The 25,741-nt window shown below is 66.8% G+C and carries 25 protein-coding genes and 2 pseudogenes; 9 read left to right on the plus strand and 18 right to left on the minus strand.

Annotated features, from left to right (window positions below; translation table 11 throughout):
• Nucleotides 1-34: 34 nt before the first annotated feature.
• Together IHQ52_RS13815 and IHQ52_RS13820 are read right to left on the minus strand one after the other, a co-directional pair.
• Complete coding sequence (locus tag IHQ52_RS13815; protein ID WP_024497506.1) at nt 35-1,789, minus strand: alpha/beta hydrolase; 1,755 nt, start codon at nt 1,787-1,789, stop codon at nt 35-37.
• A gap of 163 nt (nt 1,790-1,952) precedes the next feature.
• Nucleotides 1,953-3,053, minus strand: a complete 1,101-nt coding sequence (locus IHQ52_RS13820) for an NAD(P)H-dependent amine dehydrogenase family protein (RefSeq protein ID WP_024497507.1) — start codon at nt 3,051-3,053, stop codon at nt 1,953-1,955.
• Nucleotides 3,054-3,187: 134 nt separating this feature from the next.
• On the opposite strand from IHQ52_RS13820, the gene IHQ52_RS13825 reads away from it, so the two are divergent.
• Nucleotides 3,188-3,922: a glucose 1-dehydrogenase gene (locus IHQ52_RS13825; RefSeq protein ID WP_024497508.1), complete on the plus strand. Its 735-nt coding sequence runs from the start codon at nt 3,188-3,190 to the stop codon at nt 3,920-3,922.
• On the opposite strand, the gene IHQ52_RS13830 is transcribed toward IHQ52_RS13825, so the two are convergent.
• Nucleotides 3,897-4,865 carry an arsenic resistance protein gene (locus tag IHQ52_RS13830; protein ID WP_024497509.1) on the minus strand — a complete coding sequence of 323 codons (969 nt, stop codon included), beginning with the start codon at nt 4,863-4,865 and terminating at the stop codon, nt 3,897-3,899. The two genes, IHQ52_RS13825 and IHQ52_RS13830, sit on opposite strands and share 26 nt — an antisense overlap.
• A 67-nt stretch (nt 4,866-4,932) precedes the next feature.
• Here IHQ52_RS13830 and IHQ52_RS13835 point away from each other — a divergent pair, with 67 nt between their 5' ends.
• On the plus strand, nt 4,933-5,643 hold the full coding sequence (locus IHQ52_RS13835; RefSeq protein WP_024497510.1) for a CPBP family intramembrane glutamic endopeptidase: 711 nt from the start codon (nt 4,933-4,935) through the stop codon (nt 5,641-5,643).
• Between the two features lie 10 nt (nt 5,644-5,653).
• Here the strand turns inward: IHQ52_RS13835 and upp are convergent, their stop codons facing one another.
• The 5 genes from upp to IHQ52_RS13860 all read right to left on the minus strand — a co-directional run bounded on the left by upp (nt 5,654) and on the right by IHQ52_RS13860 (nt 11,773).
• On the minus strand, nt 5,654-6,283 hold the full coding sequence (gene upp, locus IHQ52_RS13840; protein WP_024497511.1) for a uracil phosphoribosyltransferase: 630 nt from the start codon (nt 6,281-6,283) through the stop codon (nt 5,654-5,656).
• Nucleotides 6,284-6,303: 20 nt separating this feature from the next.
• On the minus strand, nt 6,304-7,560 hold the full coding sequence (locus IHQ52_RS13845) for a URC4/urg3 family protein (RefSeq protein WP_024497512.1): 1,257 nt from the start codon (nt 7,558-7,560) through the stop codon (nt 6,304-6,306).
• Nucleotides 7,557-8,807: a GTP cyclohydrolase II gene (locus tag IHQ52_RS13850; RefSeq protein ID WP_024497513.1), complete on the minus strand. Its 1,251-nt coding sequence runs from the start codon at nt 8,805-8,807 to the stop codon at nt 7,557-7,559. Before IHQ52_RS13850 ends, IHQ52_RS13845 begins: the two co-directional genes overlap by 4 nt.
• Before the next feature lie 189 nt (nt 8,808-8,996).
• Nucleotides 8,997-11,210 carry a catalase/peroxidase HPI gene (gene katG / locus IHQ52_RS13855; protein ID WP_024497514.1) on the minus strand — a complete coding sequence of 738 codons (2,214 nt, stop codon included), beginning with the start codon at nt 11,208-11,210 and terminating at the stop codon, nt 8,997-8,999.
• Nucleotides 11,211-11,353: 143 nt separating this feature from the next.
• Entirely contained in the window at nt 11,354-11,773 is a 420-nt protein-coding gene (locus tag IHQ52_RS13860; protein WP_006357517.1) for a Fur family transcriptional regulator, read from the minus strand.
• Between the two features lie 128 nt (nt 11,774-11,901).
• Here IHQ52_RS13860 and IHQ52_RS13865 point away from each other — a divergent pair, with 128 nt between their 5' ends.
• Complete coding sequence (locus IHQ52_RS13865; RefSeq protein ID WP_024497515.1) at nt 11,902-12,813, plus strand: hypothetical protein; 912 nt, start codon at nt 11,902-11,904, stop codon at nt 12,811-12,813.
• A 45-nt stretch (nt 12,814-12,858) separates the two neighbouring features.
• Here IHQ52_RS13865 and IHQ52_RS13870 read toward each other — a convergent pair whose 3' ends face one another.
• Nucleotides 12,859-13,413, minus strand: coding sequence for a DUF4334 domain-containing protein (locus tag IHQ52_RS13870; RefSeq protein ID WP_006357519.1), 555 nt, complete (start codon nt 13,411-13,413; stop codon nt 12,859-12,861).
• 49 nt (nt 13,414-13,462) lie between these two features.
• Nucleotides 13,463-14,368 carry a hypothetical protein gene (locus IHQ52_RS13875; protein ID WP_024497516.1) on the minus strand — a complete coding sequence of 302 codons (906 nt, stop codon included), beginning with the start codon at nt 14,366-14,368 and terminating at the stop codon, nt 13,463-13,465.
• Between the two features lie 105 nt (nt 14,369-14,473).
• On the opposite strand from IHQ52_RS13875, the gene IHQ52_RS13880 reads away from it, so the two are divergent.
• Together IHQ52_RS13880 and IHQ52_RS13885 are read left to right on the plus strand one after the other, a co-directional pair.
• Nucleotides 14,474-14,905 (plus strand): PPOX class F420-dependent oxidoreductase, encoded by a 432-nt coding sequence (locus IHQ52_RS13880; protein ID WP_006357521.1) that lies wholly within the window; start codon nt 14,474-14,476, stop codon nt 14,903-14,905.
• Nucleotides 14,906-14,969: 64 nt separating this feature from the next.
• Entirely contained in the window at nt 14,970-15,407 is a 438-nt protein-coding gene (locus IHQ52_RS13885; RefSeq protein ID WP_024497517.1) for a VOC family protein, read from the plus strand.
• Nucleotides 15,408-15,432: 25 nt separating this feature from the next.
• On the opposite strand, the gene IHQ52_RS13890 is transcribed toward IHQ52_RS13885, so the two are convergent.
• Nucleotides 15,433-17,091 (minus strand): alkaline phosphatase D family protein, encoded by a 1,659-nt coding sequence (locus IHQ52_RS13890; RefSeq protein WP_024497518.1) that lies wholly within the window; start codon nt 17,089-17,091, stop codon nt 15,433-15,435.
• A gap of 52 nt (nt 17,092-17,143) precedes the next feature.
• Between IHQ52_RS13890 and IHQ52_RS13895 the strand changes: the two are divergent.
• Nucleotides 17,144-17,374 (plus strand): annotated as a pseudogene (locus tag IHQ52_RS13895) (DNA alkylation repair protein); the annotation flags it as partial.
• 236 nt (nt 17,375-17,610) lie between these two features.
• Nucleotides 17,611-18,354, plus strand: coding sequence for a DUF2332 family protein (locus IHQ52_RS13900; protein ID WP_394854769.1), 744 nt, complete (start codon nt 17,611-17,613; stop codon nt 18,352-18,354).
• Here the strand turns inward: IHQ52_RS13900 and IHQ52_RS13905 are convergent.
• Nucleotides 18,268-19,536: an MFS transporter gene (locus IHQ52_RS13905; RefSeq protein ID WP_024497521.1), complete on the minus strand. Its 1,269-nt coding sequence runs from the start codon at nt 19,534-19,536 to the stop codon at nt 18,268-18,270. The two genes, IHQ52_RS13900 and IHQ52_RS13905, sit on opposite strands and share 87 nt — an antisense overlap.
• A 24-nt stretch (nt 19,537-19,560) precedes the next feature.
• Between IHQ52_RS13905 and IHQ52_RS13910 the strand changes: the two genes are divergently transcribed.
• Nucleotides 19,561-20,160 carry a TetR/AcrR family transcriptional regulator gene (locus IHQ52_RS13910; RefSeq protein ID WP_024497522.1) on the plus strand — a complete coding sequence of 200 codons (600 nt, stop codon included), beginning with the start codon at nt 19,561-19,563 and terminating at the stop codon, nt 20,158-20,160.
• A 78-nt stretch (nt 20,161-20,238) separates the two neighbouring features.
• On the opposite strand, the pseudogene IHQ52_RS13915 reads toward IHQ52_RS13910, so the two are convergent.
• The 5 genes and pseudogenes from IHQ52_RS13915 to IHQ52_RS13935 all read right to left on the minus strand — a co-directional run.
• Nucleotides 20,239-20,596: pseudogene (locus tag IHQ52_RS13915) on the minus strand (hypothetical protein); the annotation flags it as partial.
• Nucleotides 20,597-20,724: 128 nt separating this feature from the next.
• Nucleotides 20,725-22,083 (minus strand): NADP-specific glutamate dehydrogenase, encoded by a 1,359-nt coding sequence (gene gdhA, locus IHQ52_RS13920; RefSeq protein WP_024497524.1) that lies wholly within the window; start codon nt 22,081-22,083, stop codon nt 20,725-20,727.
• Between the two features lie 84 nt (nt 22,084-22,167).
• Nucleotides 22,168-22,773: a hypothetical protein gene (locus tag IHQ52_RS13925; protein ID WP_024497525.1), complete on the minus strand. Its 606-nt coding sequence runs from the start codon at nt 22,771-22,773 to the stop codon at nt 22,168-22,170.
• Between the two features lie 48 nt (nt 22,774-22,821).
• Entirely contained in the window at nt 22,822-23,307 is a 486-nt protein-coding gene (locus tag IHQ52_RS13930) for a GreA/GreB family elongation factor (RefSeq protein WP_024497526.1), read from the minus strand.
• 45 nt (nt 23,308-23,352) lie between these two features.
• A complete protein-coding gene (locus tag IHQ52_RS13935; RefSeq protein ID WP_232512991.1) occupies nt 23,353-23,700 on the minus strand; it encodes a hypothetical protein in 348 nt (115 codons plus the stop codon).
• 508 nt (nt 23,701-24,208) lie between these two features.
• Here IHQ52_RS13935 and IHQ52_RS13940 point away from each other — a divergent pair.
• A complete protein-coding gene (locus IHQ52_RS13940) occupies nt 24,209-24,655 on the plus strand; it encodes a hypothetical protein (RefSeq protein ID WP_232512990.1) in 447 nt (148 codons plus the stop codon).
• 55 nt (nt 24,656-24,710) lie between these two features.
• Here the strand turns inward: IHQ52_RS13940 and IHQ52_RS13945 are convergent, their stop codons facing one another.
• On the minus strand, nt 24,711-25,712 hold the full coding sequence (locus tag IHQ52_RS13945; protein WP_024497529.1) for an alpha/beta hydrolase: 1,002 nt from the start codon (nt 25,710-25,712) through the stop codon (nt 24,711-24,713).
• Nucleotides 25,713-25,741 lie beyond the last annotated feature (29 nt).

A 25,741-nucleotide genomic window follows, 5' to 3' on the forward strand; every position in this document is an offset into this window, starting at 1 on the left:
ATCTTGCTCGCTTCCCGACGGCTCCCGCGTCGAATCAGTCGCGGGTCAGCAGCGGGATGAGTTTCTCGGTCTTCTCCGGGGTCCAACCGGGCGGCTGCAGGATCTCGGCCCAGGCCGCGGGGATGGCGGCGAGGTAGAAGTGTCCGTGACCGTCGGGCACTCCGGTCGATACTGCCATGTCCGCGCTGACCTGCAGGAATGTCACAAACGGAATCCACCGCATGGCCGGTAGGACATCTCGTCCCTTCTTCTCCTCCAGCCAGTCCGGCTCGCGCAAGATGAGTCGTGGCGACCACCACGAGATCGGATCGGAGGCATGCTGCAGGTAGACCGCACGGCCCGGAACCCATTCTGCGGTCGGCGCATACAGGTCGGGGGCGTCGGCGATGAAGCGAACCTGTCGGCCGTCCTCGTAGGTCGGCTGCCATTCGGGCGTGCCCGCGTCGCGGTTGCCGGTCGTGTCGACCCACAGCTTGTTGTTGAAGGTCGGGCCGACGAACAGCGCTCCGTCGGTCCGGGCGTTGAGGGACGGAATCGTGCCGAAGGCCGACTCGGCGGCGAACGAGCCGAGGCTCTCGCCGAAGACCACGAGCTTGGGTCGCTGGGCTTCCGGGATCGCGCGCACCCGTTCGGAGACGGCCTCGAACAACGCCTGTCCGGCCTGGCGCGCCCGCTCCTTGTCGACCAGGAACGACAGCCAGCTGGGCAGATACGAGTACTGCATGCTGACCGTGGCCGTGTCGCCGTTGTACATGTATTCGATGGAGTCCACCGTCGCCTGGTTGATCCAGCCGGTGCCGGTGGTCGAGGCGACCGCGACGACCTTCCGTTGCAGTCCGCCGGTACGGACGAGTTCGTCGGCCGCCAGTTGTGCGTTGGCGCGCAGGTCGTCGCCCGACCCGAGTCCCACATAGGCGCGGATGGGTTCCAACGCGGGGGCGCCGTTGAATGCCGACAGTTCCTCGACGGTCGGGCCGACCGAGACGAAGATCCGTCCCTGGCGTCCCAGTGAATCCCACGTCACCAGCGACCCTGGACCGCCGGAGCGAAGCGGTGACGTCGGGGGCGTGGAATCGGCGGTGGTCTCGTCGTTGACCGCGGCGAACGACGAGTTCAGCGCTTTCATGCCGTAGTTCGCGACCACGCCGTTGAGGACGAAGACGGTGATCAGAATCGCGACGACCAGCGCCGCGATCGCGGAGATCCGCGGCGGCGCAATGCGGTTGAGCTTCCGGACCAGCCAGACGACGCCGTCGCCCCACGCCTGACCGATCAGGGTGAGCAGGAGGAACACCACCACGCAGATGATCACGATCTGCGGATAGGCGGTCCAGGACAGGAAGTCGACGCCCATCATGGTGCGGATCTGATCCTGCCACCGCTGGAACATCACCAGCATGACCACGGTTCCGGCGACCGCGGCGAGGCCGAGCGCCACCCAGACCCGGTACATCGGCGCCGGCCAGGGTTTGTCGCGCGAGATCATGAAGCGGATCAGCCACGAGAAGAAGACTCCGAGCGAGTATCCGACTGCCGCGGACGCGCCGCTGACCACGCCCTGGAACAGTGCGCCACGGGGCAGCAACGACGGTGTCATCGACAGCCAGAGGAAGACGAGCGCGACACTCAGGCCCACACAGGAGAAGCGGTCCAGGCGGCGTCGCCACCATGCCGGACGCGCGTCATCAGCACCGCTCCCGGCGGGAGTGCGGGGCTCCTCGGCGGTTCCGGGCGAGGTATCGGCAGGAGGTTCGACGACGGGGTCGCTGGCATGGGTCGACGACGACACGTGGGTTCCTCTTTTCTCCAGAACCCGAAGAACGCTAGCAGCGAACCCTTCTCGGCGACATGGGCTGTGTCCACTTCGGCCCAATACTGTGCCTGGACGGCTACCGCCGGCGACCATACGTCGCCGACGCCGGGTCGGCGGCGTCCGGTTCGGTCGAGAAGTACTACTTCACTCGGACCGCATCACTCCGCAGGGGTGGTGTGAGCGCGGGTCCGGTGACCAGCGGCAGATCGAGGGTTGTGCGGAGTCCCGCGGGCCCTTCGACCACCGCCGGTATCGCATTGACGATGCGGCCCGCCGCCGCGACGATCGCCGCGTGGTTGTGATCGCCCTTGAGGCTGGTCGGGCAGATGTCGACGGTGTATGAGGGTTCGCCGGTGATCTCGACCCGGTAGCACCCGCCGGGTTGCGCGGGCTGGGCCCAGTCCGGACGCAGGTCGCCGCGTAGCCGGGTGACGTGTTCGATCACGATCGCCGGACGTCCCTCGACCTTGCCGATGATCTGGAAACGCACCGCCGCGCGGGTGCCTTTGGCGATCGGGCCCGCGACGATGTCGAAATCCTCTGGTGCGGGATCGCTTTCGTGCAGTTCCTCGATCTCGTCGACCGTCACCCCGAGCCCCGCGGCGAGTTGCCGGATTGTCGTGCCCCAAGCCAGGCCCAGGACCCCGGGCAGGAACAGCATCGGCGTCTCCTCGAGGGGTTTGCCGAAGCCCATCACGTCGAACATGACCGTCGCGCCGTCGTAGGTGGCGTAGTCGGCGATCTCCATGCAGCGGACCTGCTCCATGCGCTGGCAGGTCCCGGCGAACACGAAGGGGATGAGATCGTTGGCGAACCCGGGATCCACGCCGGTCACGAACAGGCTCGCGCCGCTCGCCGCAGTGGTCTCCTCGATCTTGGTGATGGCCTTCTGTGGCATCACTCCCCACGGGTACTGCAGGGTGTTCGGCGAGGAGCCCACGACGTCGATCCCGGCTGCGAGGAAGCGCACCACATCGTTGAACGCCTCGACCGGCCGCGTGTCGCCCATGGCGCAGTAGACGACGCAGTCCGGTTTCGCGGCGATCACCACGCCGAGGTCGTCGACCGCCCGGACGCCGGTCGGGGTCTCGAGGCCGGCGAGGGTCGCGGCGTCGACGCCGAGTTTCTCCGGCGTGGACACGCACACCGCAACGAGTTCGAATCGCGAGTCCTGGATCAACTGCGTGAGAGACAACCGGCCGACGTTGCCGGTTCCGACGAGGGCAACCCGAATGGGCATGGCGAGAGTCTCCTTGCGCTGGCATCCGCCGGACGGGTCATGTGAACACCTGTCCGGACTCATGTCTGTTCAGTAGACCATTTCTTGGTGGAACCTGTTCTATTTTCGCTACGACCGAGGTAGCGTGGCTCGCCATGGGACGCGTAGACGACAAGGTTGCAGTGATCACCGGCGGTTCGCGGGGGATGGGCGCCGAGCACGCCCGGGCTCTGGTCGCGGAGGGCGCCAAGGTCGTGATCGGCGACATCCTCGACGACGAGGGCAAAGCCCTGGCCGCCGAACTCGGTGCCGCGGCGCGGTACGTCCACCTCGACGTCACCTCACCGGAGGACTGGCAGACCGCCGTCACGACCGCGGTCGACGAGTTCGGGAGGGTCAATGTCCTCGTGAACAACGCGGGCATCGTCAACGGCTCGACGATCCAGCAGTTCCGCCTCGACAAGTGGAAGCAGATCCTCGACGTCAACCTCACCGGCACCTTCCTCGGCATCCAGGCGGTTGCGGATCTGATGATCGAGGCCGGCGGCGGATCGATCATCAACGTGTCCTCGGTGGAAGGCCTTCGTGGAAGCCCGTGGGCGCACGGCTATGTCGCCACCAAGTGGGGTGTCCGCGGACTCGCGAAGTCCGTCGCACTCGAACTCGCCCCGCACAACGTCCGGGTCAACTCGATCCACCCCGGTCTCGTCCGCACGCCGATGACCGAGGGCATCCCGGAGGACATGGTCAAGGTTCCGATGGGCCGGGCGGCGCAATCAAGCGAGGTGTCGACCTTCGTGGTGTTCCTCGCCAGCGACGAATCGTCCTACGCCACCGGTGCGGAGTTCGTGATGGACGGCGGACTCAGCGCCGACGTGCCGCATAAGTGAACACCCACACCAGGATCACCATCCCGATCAGCTCGACGAGCGTCTGAGTGATCACCGTTGCCGCGGCGAGTTCGGCACCGACCGGGAGTGCCAGCGCCAGCGGTAGCACGACAAGCGAATTGCGCGTCGCGCCGGAGAACACCACGGCCGTTCCGGAGGTCGGTGTGAGGCGACATCCGCGCACCACCACGAGACCGATGATCGTCATGAGCGCGAGGAATGCGACGTAGACCGGGATGACCCCGGCGATGTCGTCGAATCGTGAATCGATACGCGGGATCTGAGAACCCACCGCGGTGAACAGCACCGCCATCATCAGCGGCACCATCGTGGTCGAGGCCGCGTCGCCGGCACGACGTCCGACGTCGCTTCGCGCAGCCCATGCCTGCGTGACCCAGGCCAGCGCCAGCGGAACGACGATGAGGATTGCGAAGGCCCACAGGAACGGTTCCGGATCGATCGCTGCCCGGCCATCTCCGAGCAGGAGCGTCAGATACACCGGGACGATGAGCATCTGGGCGAGCAACAGCAGCGGCGTCGCCGCGAGCAGGCGCTGGTTGTCACCGCCTGCGAGCCCGGCGAAGACGACGACGTAATCGACACACGGGCACAGCAGGACGAGCAGAGCGCCCACCCGGATGGCGTCGTCCGCCGGTAGCAGCGGAGACAGCGCCGCGACCACCGCGGGCACGATGACGAAGTTCACCGACAACACCACTGCGAGGAACTTGCGGTCGCGGAGGGAGGCAGCGAGATCGGTCGCCTTCACCTGTAGGAAGGTGACGTAGAGAAGTGCGGCGAGCAGCGGGGTGACCGCCACGTCCATCGATTGGGCCGCCGAGGTCAGTGTCAGGCCGAGGCCGAGACCGGCGCCGATCGCGAGGAGATACAACGCGACCTGGTGCTGTTCGAGACGTTCGGGGACCGTGGCGGTGGCTTGCACTGCACCATTCTGGGCCACTGCCCGTCGTTCGGCGGCACCGGGCACGGTGCCGCGCGACACTCGACGGGTGACCGGATCTTCGAGACGCCACGACGCCGCACTCCTCGTGGTGGTGGTCGCGGTCCTGATCGCGGCCAACATCGCCGCGCACCGGTCGGCCGGTGTGCTCGCGGTGGTGGTCATCCCGGTGGCGGCGATCGTGCTGTTGCTCGTCGCGCGGCTCGGCGGACTCGACTGGCGTGAACTGGGTCTGAGCCGAGCGGAACTACGGGCAGGTATCGCGTTCGCCGTGGCGTCGGTGATCGTGGTCGCAGCCATCGTGTCGACGGCCGTGGCAGTCCCTGCGACCCGGGACTTCTTCCTGTCCGATCGCTACGACGACACATCCGAGGCGCTGCTCGCCGCCTTCGTCGTCATCCCCCTGCAGACGGTGATCCCGGAGGAGCTGATGTTCCGCGGCGTCCTGCAGGGGACTCTCGGACGGCTGTGCGGGCCGAGGGCGACCCTGGTGTTCGGCGCCATCGCCTTCGGGCTGTGGCACATCCTGTCCTCGACGGGACTCACCGGAGGCAACGAGGGCCTGAGCGATGTCCTCGGATCGGGCACGGCCGCCCAGGTCGTCGGGATCGCGGGCGCGGTCGTCGCCACCGGCGTCGCAGGTCTCGTGCTCGGCTGGTTACGGCAGCGCACCACGAGTCTCCTCGCTCCGATCGCCTTGCACTGGGCTCTCAACGCCACCGGCGCCATCGGCGCGGCGGTGGCGTGGAATGTGTCGTGAGCCTGTCCTGTCAAGCCGTCCCGAACACCCGGTCGCCGACGTCGCCCAGCCCCGGGCGGATGAAACCGTTGTCGTCGAGCTCCCGGTCGATCCCGGCGGTGTAGATGGGGACCTCGGGGTGCGCCTCGTGCAACACGTCGATGCCCTCCGGGCAGGCGACGAGGCACACGAACTTGATCGATCGCGGCGAGTACTCCTTGATTCGATCGATTGCCGCGACCGCCGAAAAGCCGGTGGCCAGAAGCGGATCGACGATGACCACGTCGCGTTCATCCAGGTCCGAGGGCATCTTGAAGTAGTACTCGACCACCACCATGGTCTTGGGGTCGCGGTAGAGGCCGATGTGGCCCACGCGGGCACCCGGTACGACGGTCAGCATTCCGTCGGCGATTCCGGTGCCGGCCCGCAGGACGGCTGCGAAGACCAGTTTCTTACCGTCGATCACGCTCGCGGTGGTGGTCTCCAGCGGTGTGTCGATGGTGATCTCGTGCATCGGGGTGTCGCGCAGCACGTCGTAGGCCATGAGCGTGGAGATCTCGTTGAGTAGACGACGGAAGTCGTTGGTGGAAGTGTCCTTCCGGCGCATCAGCGTCAGCTTGTGCTGTACCAGCGGATGATCGATGACGGCGACGGTGCCCATGGTTCCCCTAATCGTGGTGCTCAGAAGACTGTTCCGGTGCTGCGGATCGACAAGGGCGGCAACCCGTTCCGCAACCGTGCCGCCAGTGCACGACCGGCCGCCCAGGTGCCGCCCTCGAGCACGCAGGCCAGCGGCATCGCCGTCGAGTCGGTCCCGAGACGATCGCGGACGAGGTCGGCGATCTCGTCGAGCAGTGCGACGGTGAGGGCGCGCCATTCGACGACGAGTTGATCGCCGACCTCCCATTCGACGTCCACCCACTCCTCGTCCCGAAGCGCGAGAACGCCGGTGTCGAGGAAGAGTCCGCCATTGCGGTACTCGGGCAGGCCGGTCAACTCATCGATGCCGGTCACCTCAACGCCGGCCCACATGAACGGTTCGAGCAGCGAGTAGGTCAGCCACTGGGACAGCTTGTGGAACGGAATCCAGCCGGCGGTGGCGCCCGGACCGGTCACCGCCTCGTGCTGCCAGCAGTCGCCCAGCGGTACCGAGCCGATCCTGTTGTCCGACGGCCAGATCGGGCCGAGGAAGGTCAGGAGGGCGTCCAGGATCGCGGTGGCGCTCACGGTGCCGCGACCGTCTGCGATCAGGTGGTCGAAGAGGCCCCCGGGTCGGCCGGCGGGACCGAAGATCGCCGGCTGATCGGCGAGGGTGGTGCCGAGGCGGCGAAGCAGCTCCACGCGGCCCTCCAGTCCGGTGATCGGGTTACCCGCTGAGACCTGGAACGCGGCGCTCAGACTCTCGACCGTCACCGCACGTAGGCCCGCGGCGTCGACCCGTGACGGTTGCGCAGCATCACCGGAGAACAGTCCGCCGACGAACGCCTCCCAGCTGGCGACTCCGAGTCCTTCCGAGCGGGTCAGGACCAGACCGGTCGACTCCTCCCGATAGGACCATTCGGGACCGGCTCCGGCGTCGAGGAGGACGCTGACCAGGACGACGTCGATGAGTGCGCGGATGTGGTCAGGGGAGTTCGCGGGCGGAAGCATGTCCCGGAGCGACCCGAGTCGGTCGATGCCGCCGGCTTCGAAATGGCGCCAGCGACTGTGGAAGGGGATCGCACCGTCGGGATGGCGTTCACGGGTGATCTCGACGACGATGTCGGCGGCGGAGGCGAGCGCGTCGTCGTGGACCGTGAACCAGGACGACCGGCCACCGCGCGTACGGTCGAGGAGCTGGCGGGAGCGTTCGCGAACCGCGGTGCTCGTTCGCAGCAGCGCGGCCGCGGTGGTTTCGGCGGTCGGGTCGTCGCTGTCCTTCTGCGCAGTGCCCCTCATTCGAGCCCCCGGCCCTTGACCTTTCGCAACGCCTCGGCGTCGGGAACCGGTCCGGGGGTGAAGTATCCGGCGGCCATCTTCGCGTCGATCTCCACACGGGCGTCGGCCGGGACGAGTTCGTCGGGGATGTTGACCCGCTCGCCGACCTCGATTCCCGAACCGGTGATCGCGTCGTATTTCATGTTGCTCATCGACACGAGGCGGTGGATCTTGGTGATCCCGAACCAGTGCAGGACGTCGGGCATGAGTTCCTGGAACCGCATGTCCTGAACTCCCGCAACACATTCGGTGCGGGCGAAGTACTGGTCTGCGGTATCGCCACCCGCTTGGCGTTTGCGTGCGTTGTAGACGAGGAACTTGGTGACCTCGCCCAACGCCCGGCCCTCCTTGCGGGAGTAGGCGACCAAACCGACGCCACCGCCCTGGGCGCCACGAATACATTCCTCGATCGCGTGGGTGAGGTACGGCCGGCACGTGCAGATGTCGGAGCCGAAGACGTCGGAGCCGTTGCATTCGTCGTGGACGCGAGCGGTCAGTTCGACCGTGGGATCGGCGAGATCGCGGGCGTTCCCGAAGACATACACGGTCTGCCCGCCGATCGGTGGCAGGAACACCTCGAGGTCGGAGCGCGTCACGAGTTCGGGATACATGCCCCCGGTCTCCTCGAACAGGACCCGCCGTAACTCGGCCTCGGAACAGCCGAATCGTTCGGCGACGCCGGGTAGATGCCAGACCAGCTCGACCGCGGCCTTGGTCACCAGGGCGGCGCCGCTGGGCAGGAGCAATCTGCCGTCGGGGACGAGTCGGCCCTTGTCGATGGCCTCGGCGATCTCGGGGAGGATGACATGTGCCTTCGTGACCGCGATGGTCGGCCGGATGTCGTAGCCGGCGGCGATCTTTTCGGGAAAGCTCTCCGCGACCGTGGCGCCCCAGGGATCGAGGGAGACGATCGCCGTCGGATCTCCCCATTGTGGGTACGGACCGATGTGGTCGGTGGGCGAGGTGTTGGTCAGATCTGCGCGATGGTCTCGGGCCAGTGCGCCGGCGGCCACCGCGAGCGCGCGGTAGACACTGTATGAACCGCTGTGGGTGCCGATCACGTTGCGGTGGGCGCGAACTCCGGTCGTGCCGATGACCGGTCCCCGCTCGGCGGCGGTAGGCGCGCCCCAGTGGATGGGCGGGGCGTCGACGCCGCCGCTGTGCGAGGTCAGTCGGATGTGCCCCAGGGATGTGTGCTCGCCGGACATCGCGATCTCCTTCTGCCACGACGGTCACCCGCCACCTCGAGGAAAGCGCCAGCATAGTTCCGAATCCGCGATCCTGCCGGGCAGAACGGCACCCGCCGCCACAGACGACGATGCGGCGGCACCCGTACCGGGCACCACCGCATCGTCGTGTGAGAGGTGATCAGCGATTCAACTGATCGATGGATCGACTCAGATGTCGAACCGGTCCAGGTTCATGACCTTGTCCCAGGCCGCGACGAAGTCCTTGACGAACTTCTCCTTGGCATCGTCCGAGGCGTACACCTCGGCCAGGGCACGCAGCTGCGAGTTCGAGCTGAACGCCAGGTCGACGCGGCTGCCGGTCCAGGCCTGCTCGCCGGTGGCGCGGTCGGTGCCGACGAAGACGTTCACGTCGTCGGTCTTCGACCAAGCGGTCGCCATGTCGAGCAGGTTGACGAAGTAGTCGTTCGTCAGCACGCCCGGCTTGTCGGTGAGCACGCCCAGCGTCGAGTTCTGGTAGTTCGCTCCCAGCACGCGCAGGCCGCCGATGAGTGCGGTCATCTCGGGTGCGCTCACGGTGAGGAGGTTGGCCTTGTCGAGCAGCTTGAACTCGGCCGGCTGCGTGAGACCCTTCCCCACGTAGTTGCGGAAGCCGTCCGCCGTGGACTCGAGGTAGGCGAACGACTCGACGTCGACGTCTTCCTGCGAGACGTCGGTGCGGCCCGGGGTGAACGGGACGGTGACCTCGATACCCGCATCACGAGCGGCCTTCTCGATCGCCGCGACGCCGCCGAGCACGACGAGGTCGGCGAAGGAGATCCTCGCGCCGGCCTCACCGGTGAACGACTCGGCGACACCCTCGAGCGTCTCGATGATGCCGGCGAGTTCCTCGGGCTCGTTGACCTCCCAGTCGGCCTGCGGCTGCAGGCGGAGACGACCGCCGTTGGCGCCACCGCGGAAGTCGCTGCCGCGGAACGAGGATGCGGCCGCCCACGCGGTCTTCACCAGCTGCGAGACCGACAGTCCCGACTCGAGCAGGATGGTCTTCAGTGCGGCGATGTCGGCATCGGAGACGAGCGGTCCCTCGTGCGCCGGGATGTTGTCCTGCCAGCCGTAGGTGACCTCGGGAACCAGCGGGCCGCGGTAGCGGATCGCGGGACCCATGTCGCGGTGGAGCAGCTTGAACCAGGCCTTGGCGAATTCCTCGGCCAACTCCTCGGGGTGATCCAGCCAGCGGCGGGTGATCTTGCCGTACTCGGGGTCGTAGCGCAGTGCGAGATCGCTGGTCAGCATCGACGGGTGGGTCGTGCCGTCGCCGAAGGCCTTCGGCACGGTGCCGTCGCCGGCGCCGTCCTTCGGACGCCACTGGTTGGCGCCCGCCGGGCTCTTGTACAGCTCCCAGTCGTAGCCGTAGAGGGTTTCCAGGAAGGCGTTGTCCCACTGGGTCGGCGTCGGGTTCCAGATGACCTCGAGGCCACTGGTGATCGCGTCGGCGCCGGTGCCGTCACCGTGTGAACTGCGCCAGCCGAGGCCGTTGTCCTCGAGTGCTGCGGCCTCGGGCTCCGGGCCGACCTGGCTCGCGTCGCCGGCGCCGTGAGTCTTGCCGAAGGTGTGGCCACCGACGATCAGTGCTGCGGTCTCGACATCGTTCATCGCCATCCGGGCGAAGGTGTCGCGAATGTCGGCGGCCGAGCCCAGGACATCCGGATTACCGTTGGGGCCTTCCGGATTCACGTAGATCAGGCCCATCTGGACGGCGGCCAGCGGCTTCTCGAGTTCGCGGTCGCCCTGGTAGCGCTGATCGGCGAGCCACTCGAGTTCGGGACCCCAGTAGACGTCGTCGGGCTCCCACTCGTCGACGCGGCCGAAGGCGAAGCCGGCGGTCTCGAAGCCCATCGACTCGAGAGCGACGTTGCCCGCGAAGACCAGCAGGTCGGCCCAGGAGACGGCCTGGCCGTACTTCTTCTTGATCGGCCACAGCAGGCGACGTGCCTTGTCGAGGTTGGCGTTGTCGGGCCAGCTGTTCAGGGGTGCGAAGCGCTGCATTCCGGCTCCCGCGCCTCCGCGGCCGTCCTGGACGCGGTAGGTGCCCGCGGCATGCCAAGACATGCGAACCATGAGGCCGCCGTAGTGACCGAAGTCCGCGGGCCACCAGTCCTGCGAATCGGTCATGAGGGCGGTCAGATCCGCCTTGAGGGCGTCGACGTCGAGGGACTTGAGGGCCTCGTGGTAGTCGAAATCCGCGTCGAGCGGATTCACGACATCCGGATTGTGCTGCAGGATCTTCAGATTCATCTGGTTCGGCCACCAGTCACGGTTGCCGCCACCCTCGGTGGGCTGCTTGGCACGATCGTGCATGACCGGGCAGCCGCCGGCCTTCGGTTCGGTGTTCGCCTCGGCGATCGGCGGGTGTTCCTGTGCCATGTCGTTCCTTTCGGGAAATGGTGATGGATGGTGACTGATGCAGACGTGACCGCGCCCGGTCCCCTTGATGTGGACCGGTCGGTCGGATGTGTTGATTTTCGGCGAACGGTGAACGGTGAATCGGTGGTGGATCAGTGCTGCGGTCAGGACCGGCAGTCGGGGCACAGGCCCCAGTAGACGACCTCGGCCTCGTCGATGACGAAGCCCTGGTCGTTGGACGCGGTGAGGCACGGGGCCGCGCCGACCGCGCAGTCGACGTCGCCGATCGCCCCACAGGAACGGCAGACCACGTGATGGTGGTTGTCGCCGATCCGCGATTCGTAGCGGGACACGTGACCCGATGGCTGGATACGACGGATGAGACCGGCAGATGTCAACGCCGCCAACACGTCATAAACGGTTTGCTGCGACACGTCGGGCACTTCGGTTCGCGTCTCGCGAAGCACCGTGTCGGTGTCGGCATGGGGATGCGCATGCACCGCACGCATGACGGCGACCCGCGGTCGGGTGACGCGGAGTCGTGCTGCGCGCAGCTTGGTGGCGCAGTCGTCGTCGGTGAGCATGACTCGAGTATGCACACTTTTCTGGAATGGTTCAAGTTTGGGTGCTGTCGATGTGTCGGATCGTGACGCGGGTACGACGTACGATCGGCTCATGTGGAAGCGACGTCCTGCCGGCCGTGGGTGACCTGATGTCTCGCTACGACGAGATCGTCGACGAACTGTACGGTCTGACGCCGGATCTGTTCGTGAAACGCCGAAACGAGCTCGCCAAGGAGGTCAAGGCCGAGGGGGAATCCGCTCTGGCCAAAAACATCTCGCAACTCCGTAGGCCCACGCAGGCTGCCTGGGCGATCAATCAGTGGGTCCGAGCGAATCCCGATGACTGCGGTCAGATCACCGCACTCGCCGCGGACCTGTCTGCAGCGCAACGGCGTTCGGCAGTGGACGCGATGCGCGAGCTGTCCCGCCGACGCCAGGAGTTGATCAATTCCGCCGCCGACGGGGTGGCCGGTACCGCAGACTCCCTCGGAGTACGGTTGTCCGACAGTGCGGTTCGCGAGGTTGCGGCAACGCTGCGCGCGGCGATCGCAGACGCCGAGACCCTGGAACGCTTTCGACGCGGCAGCCTCGTCACCTCCGCGGAGTACAGCGGCTTCGGTCCGGCCGGGGTGTTCGTCGTGCCCGATCTGCCGGCCGAGCCGGAACACGCGGCCGAGGACGGCGTGGATGCCTCGAGTGATGTCGACGCGGTGGCCGCCGGCGAGACCGACGAGACCGACGAGACCGGCGAGACCGACGAGGACGCCGCGGTCAGACGCGAACTCGAGGCACGCCTGTCCCGGGCCGAAGAGGACGAGCGGACGGCGCGCGACGGTCTCGGCGATGCGTCGACCGCGGTCGACGAGGCGTCCTCAGAGGTCGACGAACTCGTCGCACGGGCGCGGGAACTGCGCGAGCAGCTGTCGCGGGTCGAGGACTCACTGCGCTTCGCGCGTCAGCGACTGTCGACCGCCGAGCGGGGCCGGTCGGACGCCAAGGTGGCGCTGCGCGACGCGGTTGCCGAGTCGAACAAGCTGAGGGCCGCGGTCACGGATCTCTGAGGTCGCGTGCGCCGACGGTGCTCCACTTCCGGCGAGGTGACAGCCTCAGATCAGACGCAACGAGTCGTCGCGTCGAAGGACGAAGAAGTACGGCGCGGGCGAGCCCTTGAGGTCCATGGCGCCGATGACCGCATCGTCGGAGATGCGACGGAAGACGTCGTTGATGGGGAGTTGGTCGTACATCATCGTGGCGGTGTCGGTGCCGCGGTAGCGGGTGGTACGCAGCCGCGCGCGTGCCTTGCGGGTCTGGCTCAGCAGGCGGGTCGCTGCGATCGGTGTGGCGAAAGACATCGCTTTGACCTGTGGTGCCTTCTCGGCGATCGTGAGTCCACTGAAGGCGATCCCCGGGTTCATCGCCCAGAGAGCGGTGTGGTCGCGGGTGGGGAAGAGCAACGGGTGCACGGTCTCGGCGTCGACGAATTGCTTTCCCCACCAGCCGCTGGCGGCGAGGAACCCGTCGAGGGGGTGTCCGGTCGGCAGTTCCGCACCGCGCCAGGTGCCGATCATGAACTCCGGTTCGACCGCGTCGCAGGAGTCGAACAACTCGAGCGCCTCGGCGGTGTCGGTCGGGGTGGTGGTCAGCATCTCGCGCACGTCCATGGCACCGATCGTACGGGCAAAGACACAGATAGAGAAGAATGTCGCAACGTCATGGGGGTGAACCGGCGGTGAGTCCGCGGGCCGCGGCCCCGGACTCGGGTTCCGACGTGAGCCACGCGACGACGAACGCGCCGGCGATCGCTCCCGCGAAACCGACGTACGCGAGCCAACCGAGTCCGTCGACGGCGCGGTCGCCGAGGAACAGGACGCCGATCACCGATGGGATGCCCACCTCGCCCACGACCAGCACAGCGGTGACGGCGTTGACCGGTCCGAGCTGCAGCGCGACCGTCTGTACGTAGAACGCGACGGCGCCGGCGATGGCGATCGTCCAGGCCGCCGGGTCGGTGACGAGCGCCGCGGCGTCGAACGGATGAACGCCGTCCAGAACGCGAACCGCCACCGCCAAGGCGCCGTACATCGCGCCGGCAAGCGCTCCCGCGAGGATGGCGCCGCGTCGTCCCAGGAGATGCACTACGACCACACCGACCACGGCGACAGTGGTCGACACGATGAACAGCGCCCAGTGGAACGCCATGTCGTGCGCGGTCGCGGCTTCATGCGATGCCGATGCGCCGAGCATGCAGAGCGAGGCGACGACGACGCCCATCGCGGCCAGGTCCCGACCTCTCAGCGTCGTGCCGAGCAGAACGCTGCCGAGAAGCGCGGTGATGATCAGGTTCCCGGCGACGATCGTCTGTGCCAGGAAGAGGGGGAGAAGCCGCGCCGCGACGGCACCGCCGGCGAAACCGAGGATCACCATGAGCGTGCCGATGAGGAAGGCCGGATCGCGGAAGGTGTCGAGTGTGGAGCGCAGCGACGGTCCGCGCTCGGTCGTGACCGACGCGGTCTCGGTGGTACCGGCCGCGTTCCGTGCACCCAGTGCGCGCAGGACCGTCGACAGTCCGTAGGCCACCGCGGCGAGCGAAGCCGCCACCACTCCGATCGTGAACACCGTACGAAAGTACCGGTCCCCGTTGTCCGTCGCCGGGGTTCCGAACCGGGGTCGGTGTCGCCGTCGCACCGGAATAGTCGCCGATCTTCGGCAGTTGCCCAGACCATGACCACCTCGAAGTACGACCCGCGCGACCTCCTCGCCGAATCATCGCTCGGTGTTCTCGCCACGATCAAGTCCTCCGGCCTCCCGCAGCTGTCCCCGGTGACCGCGTACTACGACCGTGATGCCGACACGATCTACGTGTCGATGACCGAGGGCCGGGCCAAGACGGCAAACCTGCGGCGCGACCCGCGGGCAGCACTGGAGGTCACCGGGCCCGACCGCTACACGTGGGCGACGGCCGAAGGTGACGTCGTGTTGATCGGTCCCGGCACCGATCCCCACGGACCCGAGGTAGAGGCCCTCGTCGACTACTACCGGAAGGCCGCGGGGGAGCACCCGGACTGGGACGAGTACCGCAGCGTAATGGTCTCTGATCGTCGGGTGTTGATGGTGATGTCGGTGAAGCGCGTCTACGGCGAGCGGCTTCGCTGATTCGCCGGCGAAGTTCTTCGCGATGAGGACCGCAGTTGTCCTCGTTGTGCGCCACAGTGGAGGAATGTCCACAGAAATCCAGGTGACGTTCGATTGCGCTGATCCCGCGGCACTCGCCGCCTTCTGGTCCGAGGTGCTCGGGTACCGGATTCAGGCGCCGCCCACGGGGTTCGACAGCTGGGACGCCGCGCTCGATGCGATGGGTGTCCCGCCGGAACGCAGGAACGACGCGTCTGCGGTCACCGACCCCGACGGTCGCGGTCCACGGATCTTCTTCCAGCGCGTGCCGGAAGGCAAGACAGCCAAGAACCGGGTACACCTCGACGTCCGGGCCGCACCCGGCCTGACCGGTGACGACCGCCTCGCCGCGCTCGAGGCGGAGTCGGCCCGCCTCGTGGTCCTGGGTGCAACTCGCGTTCGACGAGTTGAGCCGGAACCGCCTCTCGGTGCCGGGCACATCGTCATGCGTGATCCCGAGGGCAACGAATTCTGCCTGGACTGAGCGCATTTCGTAGCAGACGACGACGCTATGTCCCCACGCGTTCGACGGATTCGTCCGTCAGCGACATGTCGGCTGCGACGTGCAGGGTGCCGTCCAGGTCGGGCTGTTCGAACGTGACCCGCGCGTCCCGTCCGTCGACGATCAGGGAGGCGATGGTGTTACCGAACAGGGGGCCGAGCGCGTTGTGCCACGTGACGGGGAGTTGCGGCGCTCCGCGGGAACCGGCCCAGCGTCGGACGATCTTGGCAAGACGCGGCGACCAGCCGAGCCGGAACACGCCCTTCATGTACGGCGGTATGGCGTTGTGCACCGGTGAGCACACCAACTGATAGACCACCGCACCGGTGGTTTCGGCGAAATCCGCTCGCGCGGCATAACTGTGGTGGACGTCGCCCGACAGGACACTGATGGTCGCCGGACCGAGGGTTCGATCGCTGTTGCCGAGGCCGGCGACCCCACTGATCATCCGGCTCAGCCGGGTGAAGGAATCGAAGAAGGCGGGCCAGTGCTCCAGGTCGGCACCCTGCCGGATCTTCTCGGCCAGCTGTCCGACCCGGCCGTCGTGGCGGGCCCCGATCTCGTTGAGCGTCTCGACGTCGCTGAGGACGGGCGGGAGCAGCCACGGCAACGACGACCCGAGCACCAGGTGGTCCACCGACTCGACGTCGTCGTTGACCTGGTCTTCGATCCAATCGAACTCGGTGTCACTCAACATCTTCCGGACGCCACCGGCGAGAATGCGGCCGTTACGTGAATCGATCATCGTCAGTCGCGTCGCGCCGAGATCCCACCGGAAGCTGAACCGGATCCCTTTGACGCCGTCGGTTTCGGAATCGGCGCGGTCGGCGAGATCGACCAGATGCGGCCAGCAGTCCCCGTCGATCTCCCTCACCTGGCGGTAGTCGTCGGAGGCGTCCAGTTCCGCGGGGGACAGGTTGCCGAGGTGCTGATACACCCAGTACGACGCGAGTCCGGCGCGTATCCGGTCACGCCACCAGGGTTGGTCGTCCATCTGCCGGCGCCAGGTGTCCGAGGTGTTCCAGTCGTCGCGGATGTCGTGGTCGTCGAAGATCATCGCGGTCGGGACGGTGGACAGGATCCAGCGTATCTCCGGGTCGCCCCAGGTGTGCCGGTAGAGACCCTCGTACTCCTGGAAGCTCACCACCTCGTCAGACGGACCGGCGGTCGAGGTCCTGGTCGACTCGAGCTTCTCCTTGACCTGCGGCGTCAGTTCGTCGGCGTAGACCTGATCGCCGAGGAGGATGAGGGTGTCGGGCCATTCGTCGACGGGCAGGTGGCGCATGCGGACCGCATAACAGTCCAGTGCGTCGAGTCCGAGTTTTTCGTCGACCTTCGGGTCCTCCGCCTTGGGGTAGCGGCACGACCCGAAGACGAGCCGGTGATGGCGGGCGCTTTCGGGTCCGCGCGTCCGAATGATGCTGGGCGGAAAGTCGGAATCCGGCAGGGGCCATTCCCGAGAACCGTCGACGAACACCTCGTATTCGGTCGTGGTGTCCGGCGTCAGACCGGTGACCTCGACGAGCGCGTAGTGATTTCCGACGACCTCGAAGGTGTGCGAGCGGCTGCCGAGGACCTCCACCTCCGCGGGTCCGTCCGTCTGGACCCAGACCAGCGCGGATGTCTCGTCGACGTGCCGAAGGATCGGACCCAGTACCAACGCCATCCGCCCAGACTAGGCCCGTGGAACGGTGTCCGTGGGCCGATAACCTATCTGGGTGGAGACCGGAGACGTCGTGACCGAAACCGCCGACACCGAGGCTGCCGTCGCCCGGGTACTCGCGGAACTCGCCGAACTCGAGGACCCGAAGATCCGCGCGGTCAACGAGAGGCACGGAGACGACCACGGCGTCAATCTGACCAAGCTGCGGGCCGTCGCCAAACGTCTGAAGACCCAGCACGACCTCGCTTCGGCGTTGTGGGCTACCGGTGACACGGCCGCTCGACTACCCACCTGGATCACCGAGATGATAAAGCGACAGCAGGCGTGAGCGTCATGCGTCGGTGTACTGCACGGCGACGTCGGGGATCGCTGCCGGTCTGTGCGCTTCGCTCGCGCGATTCGATGCCGATGTCGAGGTGATCGGCCCGGAGGAGCTGCGGACGGCCTTCGCGACGCTGGCGGACCGGTCGGCACGAGCGTCCGGGGAGTCGCGTCAGATGGGGGCTCTCCCTGATGGTCTCGGTGAAGCTCTCAGATCACACCGGGCGGTACGCGGTCCTCTATCCGGCGATCGCCGAGGCGGCCCGACGCTGCGCCGCCGAGCGCGTGGGGCTGATCGATGTCGGCCGTCCCGCCGGTCTCAACCTCAACGTCGACCGCGTCGGCATCTTCTACGGAGACGATCAGACCCTTGGCGATGTGTCATCGCCCGTGCAGCTGGAGTGCTCGGTGGTGGGCGATCGTCGGATTCCGAGTGTGCCGATGCCGGATGTCGCGGCGCGGATCGTGGTCGACCGCGCGCCGCTAGACATGCGTAACCCTGAGCACCGGAATCGCATCCGGCTGGCCGACGACCGGTCACGCCATCTCGACGACGAGCTCGCTCTCGCAGAATCATTTCCACCGCAACAGATTTCGGGAGATCCGATCACGACGCTGTCGGATGCGGTCTCGTGTGTCCCGGATCGGGCGCTGCCTGTGGTCATCACCACCTGGTCGCTGTCGCGGTTCTCGCCGGAGAGACGACGCCGATTCGTGCATGCGTTGGAGGAGCTCTCCTCGGCGAGGAGGACTGCCTGGGTGTCGGTCGAAGGGGTCGGGGTCGCGCCCACCATTCCGACCCTCGGGGATCGTCCGGCGTCTGGGCACAGCATCATCGGGCTGACCGTGTTCGAGCCGTCAACCGCATTGCCGCGCTTCGATGTCGCCGGCGACGCGCTCGGCCGGTGCTGGTCCCGCGGACGGTTCATGTCCTGGTTCGCCTGAGTGGTCCGCGCGGTCCGCGGGCACCCGGTGACCGGTGCGGTCGAGTGCGGACACGGCGATGGACGCACTCGACACCACCGCGGCCACGACGAAGGCGAGCCCGTAACCCGCGGCGGTGATAGTGGCACCGAGGGCGGTGGCACCCACTGCCTGCCCGAACATCAACGCGATGAACAGGAGTGCGGTACCCGCAGCCGATCGTGCCGCATCGATGGTCGAGGTCCAGGCGATGAGCGCGGATGTCGCCGAGGTGAAACCCCACCCGAAGAAGAGGCAGCCGACGAGCGTGACCGCCATCTGTCCCGGAGCAGCGGCGACCAGGAGAATCCCGACCGTCATCGTTCCGCAGCTGAGTGTCCACGCCGAGGTCGCCGACCACCTCGCCAACGGTGTGGCGGTGAGAGCCACTGCGGCGCCGCCGATTCCGATCATGATCCACGCGATGATCGTGCCACGTTGGGATGATCCGCCGGTGTCGACGAGGATCGCACGGCCGTACGTCCACATGGCGCTCGACGCCCCGCCCAGCAGAACCGCGATGGTCAGTGCGGTGCCGTGGCGGCGGATCCACCCGACGGACAGGGCGTGCGACTGCTCGTCCTGGGCGGCGGAACCCGGCTGGTCGGTGATGAGGAGGGCGACCGCGATGACCGCGGTGACCACGCCGATGATCGCCCAGGTCAGTCGCCATTCGGGTAGGAAGGCGAGTGCCAGCGCCCCGGCGCCGACGAGTCCGGGTCCGGTGCCGGAGTTGACCATCGACTGCGCCCGGTCCACGCGATTCGCGGCGATGTTGCGCCGGACGACGCTCACCATAGCGGGCGACGCCAGGCCTGCTCCCGCAGAACTGATCACGGCGAAGAGTCCGAAGGTGAGCAGGTCCCCGGCGGCGGCCATGCCCCAGACCCCACCCGCCGCGGTGGCTGTGGCGACGACGATCAAGACCCGAGGATTTCGGCGTCCGTAGCGGAACCCGCACAACGCCGCGAGGCAGTAGACCAGCGACGACCCCGAGGAGATATACCCCGCACGGGCCGAATCGAGAGCCAGGTCCGCCTGGATGTCGGGTAGGAACAGCCCGTATGCGAGTCGCACCAGTCCGTAGGTCGCCGCGATGAAAGCTGTGCCGGCCACGATGACCGATGGCTCACGACCGAGACCAAACGAAAACGTGCGTTTCATATTTTCGAGTCTAGGCTGATTGCCATGCCGATGCGCAAGAGCTCCGAGGAGAAACTGCTCGACGCAGTTGATGACCTGGTGTTCTCGCGCGGAATCGAATCGACGCCCGTCGACGCCATCCTCGCGCGGGCGGGCGTGTCGGCGGCGACCCTGTACCGCGGCTACCGCAGCAAAGAGGCGCTGGTCGCAGCCTCCCTCGCACGACGACACGAGCGCTGGCGCGAGACGTGGGGGAGTCTCATCGCGGCTGCGCCCGACGCCGAGGGCCGGTTGCTGGCCATCTTCGACGCCATCGACGAGTTCGCCGCCCGACCCGACGGCGCGCGGTGGTGCGCGTTCCTGGGAACCGCTGCCGAGATGTCCGACCCGCCGCCCGAGATCGCCGACGCGGTCACGCGCGACACCGACCACATGCGACAGACCCTCCGCGAGCTCGCCGCGCAACTGCCGTGCGCGAATCCCGACCACCTGGCCGAGCAGATCCTCGTCGTGGTCACCGGCGAACTCGCGATGAGACTGCGTGACCGGCCCTTACGGAAGTCGACGGTGGGTCGGGAGATCGCGACGACACTCATCGCGACAGCGCAACCGTCCGCTGCAGCGCGACCCTGTACTACGGATTGAGTACTGATCGCGTACCGCGGTCCGAGTACGACCCGATCCGCTCAGTCGAAGTACGACGCCTACTCGCTGTAGGGCACTTGACCGTTGGGGCTGGGTAGGCCGACCGATAGAGCGCCAGCAGGGTGTCGATCGCCCCGTTGTTGCGCAGCCATGTACCGACGTAGCCGCCGGGAGCGATCAGCGAATTGACCTGTCGCGTGGGCGCGCTCGCGTTCGCGGGGCTCTGCAGCATGCCCTGTTTGTTCACGTACAGGCCGTAGCTTCCGACAACGGAGTTGCCGAACATCGGGCGACCGGTGGTGTTGGTCAAGATGATCAGGCAGGCGTCGATGATCCTCGCGGCGTCACGGCTGCCGCCGATCCCGCCACCGCTCAAGAATGCTCGGTATTGCTGTTCGGACAGTGCATCTTTCGGGGACAGGCCGATCGCTGCGGCCGGACAAACCGTCAGTGAGCACACTGAAGCGCCGGGGCCGGAGCGGTGTCAAGGGTCCGCTGAAAGCCGTATGACGTCGTACCCGGAAACCGGGCACAACGTCATACGGATTCAGAGCGGGTGGCGGCTCAGATCAGGCCGAGAGCCAGCATGGCATCGGCGACCTGGGTGAAGCCCGCGATGTTCGCACCCATCACGTAGTTGCCGGGAGCGCCGTACTCCTCGGCGGTGTGCAGGCAGTGATCGTGGATGGAGGTCATGATCTCGGAGAGACGATCCTCGGTGTAGCCGAACGTCCACGAGTCGCGAGATGCGTTCTGCTGCATCTCGAGTGCGCTGGTGGCCACACCGCCGGCGTTCGCCGCCTTACCGGGCGCGAAGCGGACTCCGGCTTCGCCGAAGATGCGCACGGCCTCCGGGGTGCATGGCATGTTGGCGCCCTCCGCGACTATGCGGACCCCGTTCTTGACCAGCTGGGTGGCGTCGGCACCGTTGAGTTCGTTCTGCGTCGCGCACGGGATGGCGATGTCGGTGGGCACGTTCCACAGGGAGCCGGTGGTGACGAGTCGCGCTGAGGGGCGGGCGTCCGCATAGTCGCCGATGCGACCCCGCTGGACGTTCTTGATCTCCTTGAGGAGCTCCAGGTCGATGCCGGCCTCGTCGACGATGTAGCCGCTCGAATCCGAGCAGGCGACGACACGGCCGCCCAGCTGCTCGATCTTCTCGATGGCGTAGATGGCGACGTTGCCCGACCCCGACACGACGACCGTCTTGCCGTCGAGTTTGTCGTCCACTGCTGCGAGCATGTCGCGGACGAAGAACACCGCGCCATAGCCGGTGGCCTCGGTGCGCACCTGTGACCCGCCCCAGGCGAGTCCCTTCCCGGTCAGGACGCCGGACTCGTACCGGTTGGTGATGCGCTTGTACTGGCCGAACAGGTAGCCGATCTCCCGACCGCCGACGCCGATGTCGCCGGCGGGGACGTCGGTGTACTCACCGATGTGGCGGTAGAGCTCGGTCATGAAGGACTGGCAGAACCGCATGATCTCGTGGTCCGAGCGGCCCTTGGGATCGAAGTCGGAACCGCCCTTGCCGCCACCGATGGGCAGGCCGGTCAGTGCGTTCTTGAAGATCTGCTCGAAGCCGAGGAACTTCACCACACCGAGGTAGACGCTCGGGTGGAAGCGCAGCCCGCCCTTGTACGGTCCGAGCGCCGAGTTGAACTCGACGCGGAAGCCGCGGTTGACCTGTACCTGGTTGCGGTCGTCGATCCACGGCACGCGGAAGATGATCTGCCGCTCGGGTTCGGTCAGACGCTTGATGATTCCGGCATCGGCATAGTGCGGGTGCTTGGCCAGGACGGGGCCGAGGCTGTCGAAGACCTCACGAACGGCCTGGTGGAATTCGGCTTCTCCGGGGTTGCGCGCAACCACCTGTTCGTACAGATCGCTGATCTTCTCGTCGAGCACGGCCACGGTGGCCACCACTTCCTTTTCGATACCTCTGGGAAAGGCGGTGGACCCCCAAATCGGTCACCGCCATCCTGCAGCCTATCGATCGACAGGAAGTATCTATAAATCCGGTCGGCGTTGAGCCCAGTCGATGATTGCCGGAAATGCCCCGGATGACCGGTCCGCTGCACTCGTCACGAGATAGAAAGCGGAGGTCAGGGGGTTGCCGTTGATGGCCGACTCGTAGTCGGCGGCGCGCGCGACGTGTCGGGCCCGTTCGCGGGCGACGCCGGTCTCGTGCGACGTGGAGGCCTCCGCGATCACCAGGAGCGCGAGCTTCCGGCTGTTCGACGCGGCGTCCAGGACCGCGTCGATCAGTGCGTCCTCGTGCTGCTTCTCGAGCCGGCGCCCTCGCCGGTCCCACCACGCGCGCCGGGGCCGGGATGCGGGATCGAGCAGCGCGACGCACGATCTGAGACCCACCGGGATGCGCCGGATCGATTCCGCGTCGCCGGCGTCGTCCCGGGACCCCGTGCCCGAGGACCGGACGTCCAAGACGTCCGTGCTCAGCCCTCGTTCACGGAGGACCCGGCGCAACCGGGTCATCAGCGCACCCGGTCGTCCGATCACCAGGACGTCGGCCGCGGGTGCGGAGTTCCGCGTCGGGAGTGGAGGCGGCCGGAGTCCGGTCTCCGGGACTTCGGCCGATCCTGCGACGACCCTCATCGGGACGCCGCCCGTCGGCCGTGACCGCGAGCCCACCGCGACGCTGCGTCAGAGAAGCTCGATCCGGTGCTCTTTCACCGCGACCGTGCACTCCTTTCCGTTGGGGAGGCGGTAGGTGCGAACGTCGCCGACGTCGGCACCCATGACCGCCTGACCGAGTGGTGAGTCGGGCGAGCAGACGTCGACGCGCACCAGGGCGTACTGCTCCGGAGGTCCCACCAGGAAGGTGGTGACGTCGGTCGGATCGTGATCGAAGGCGACGGTGACGATCGAGCCGACCTGCACGGTCCCGTCGGCAGACGGCTCGACCTCTGCGGTGGACAGCGCTGCGTACAGCTGTGCGATCCGCCGGTCGAGCGAGTCGAGTCGGGCCAGTGCGCGGTGGTAGGCGTCGTTGTTGTCCAGATCTCCGGCGGTACGGTGCTCGAGCACCTCCGCGCTGACGGAGGCTCGTTCGCGGCACCTCGCGGCCAGCTCGTTCTCGAGAAGCTCTCGGGTCAGGGGAGAGTTCGGGACAGGTGTGGCGGTGGTCATCGCTGACTCCTCTGCTTCGGTGACGAAATGTCCACGACGTGACGGTCAGGACGTCGTGATCAAGGGTTTCGCGCGTAGATCGAGCATCGGATGTCGTGCGGCGATCTCCTCTCGCGAGGCACGGTCCACATCGGTGCTCAGTGTGAGAATCCAGGGCACGGACTCGGCGGCCCCGCTCGTCGACGAACCGGCCGGCAACTCGGAGGCCCACGGGTCGAGCTCGAGATCGGCGAGGATGTCCCGCGACAGACTCTCGAGCTTCGACGCGGTGAGCCGACCCGAGGAGTCCGCGAACGCGAAGCAGACGTCCTTGCCCACCGGTACCCCGAAGTCGTCGACGTCATTTTCCCGATGCCACTGCCGACGCAGGAGCAGTGAGTCGGAATCTTCCACCACGAGTGAGTGCTTCACAGGATTCGGAAAAGCATTCAATGCCCGTGACGACGCCTGGTCGATGAATTCTCTGAGCCGCCCCGTCGATCCGCATACTCGTATACGGCATTCCATGACAACCGCTTTCACGGCCACTCTTCCTTTCGCTGAAAAACCGGCCTTCCGGGCCGGTCCCACGGACTCTAGCCGAAAAAAATGCAAAAGCCAGCTCGCTCGGGTTCGTCGTCGGAGTGGTGACTGAAATCCGCTGTTCTGCAGTAGATTCAGCAAAGTGTCGACCGCGCGCCGAGGGGTGGTCGGCGGCGACTGGACTTTTTTTCTTTCTGGGCTATGGTCACGGAGGTGAGTGGGTCCGAGACCCACTTTCATCAATCATGTCAGCGAGGAATCATGGCAGAGAAAAATTCAAGTTCGAAAAAGCGTCGCCAAGAATTGAAGTTGCGGCGGGAGAAAAAGCGCGCGAATGAAGACAATTCGATCATTCGGAAACGAAAGAATGTTGGATGACGTGGCACAGCACACGCGCCTCGTAGAGGTTCTCACCTATCTCCACGACCGCTTCTCGACCCTGGCGACGGTCGAGCGGCCGCAGTCCGAACTCCTTCGGGGGTTCCGGGCGGGCATGACGTTCGCCCGCATCTGCGTCCTCGACGAGATCACCACCGAGTCGCTCCGTCCCGATGCGTTCGTCGGCGCAGCTGTGCTCTCAGGGGGTCTGCGCCGGGACTTCGACGTCGTCCAGGGGCTGGTGGACCGGCTCGAGCGCGAGGGCCGGTGGGCTGCCGACGCCGACGACAGTGAGTTCCGGGTCGGTTATCACGCCGCGCTCGGCATCGCCCGCCACCACCTGGATGTGGCTCGTCGAACGCTCGACATCGGGGAGGCGCCGGCCGGCGTGCACCGCCCGGTCCGTAGCCAGTCCCGGCGAGCCGCAGCCGTCGCCGCAGGTCGGTGACCTACGCGTGGGACGGGCGCGCTGTGCCCGTCCCACGCGCGGGGACGAGGCGGCGTCAGCGCCGGACGCCGAGTCCCTTGGCAATGGTCGGCCACGCACGATGGAGATCCTGGTTCCAGTAGCCCCACGAGTGCAGCCCGGACCTGAAATCGTAGGTGACCTTCACACCGGCCGCGTCGGCTCGGCGCTTGAAGCTCCGCGTGCACTGGAGAACGACGCCCTCGAGAACGCCGCCCACCGGGGACGCGAGGCCTGCGATACCGAGCGACGGGTCGGGCAGTCCGTTGCCGACGGAGACATACATCGGCTTGCCGTCCAGTACCTCGATGTGTGCGGCCGGGTTGTGGTCATCCCAACTCGAGTGGCCCAACGGACCCCACATATTGTCGGGATTGCCGCCGCGGGTGGACACCGACGCGGCCGTGGCCTGACGGTACTCGGGTGAACCCTGGTCGAGACATCCACTGAACGCTACGACGCCGCGGTAGAGGTCGGGGTGGCGAACCGCGATCGACATCGCGCCCAGCGCTCCCATCGACAACCCGCCGATGACGTTGCGGCCGTTGCCATTGAAGCGTTTGTCGATCAGTGGGGGTAGTTCCTTCGTCAGGAATGTCTCCCACCTGTTCCGTCCCAGAACAGGATCGGTCTTCTGCCAGTCCGTGTAGTACGCGGCCATGCCGCCGATGGGCATCACGACGTTGACCGGTTTGTCAGCCATGAACTTCACGATGTCGGTCTGGAATGTCCAGCCGCTCTGCGTGTAGTTGGTGTAGATGCCTCCGTCGATCCCGTCCAGGAGGTACAGGGTCGGGCGACGCTTCTCGCGATCCGAGGGTAGGAGGACGCTGACCCGGACGGGTCGCTGCATCGCGGGAGAGTAGACCGTCACCGTTGCCCGCGTCGGGGTTGTCGGCGAAATCGACAGGACGCGTGCGACCTCATGAGCATTCGTATCGTGCGGCGCAGCTGCGACAGGCTCCGCGACGCCGAGGCTTCCGGTCATGGCGATGACGCCGGCGCACGCGAGCGCCACGGCTCTCGGCCATTTCGACACTGCTCCCCCCTTTGGGATCTTCCGACGGG

The sequence above is a fragment of the Gordonia amicalis genome, assembly GCF_022059885.1.
In the GTDB taxonomy this organism is placed as follows: Bacteria; Actinomycetota; Actinomycetes; order Mycobacteriales; family Mycobacteriaceae; genus Gordonia; species Gordonia amicalis.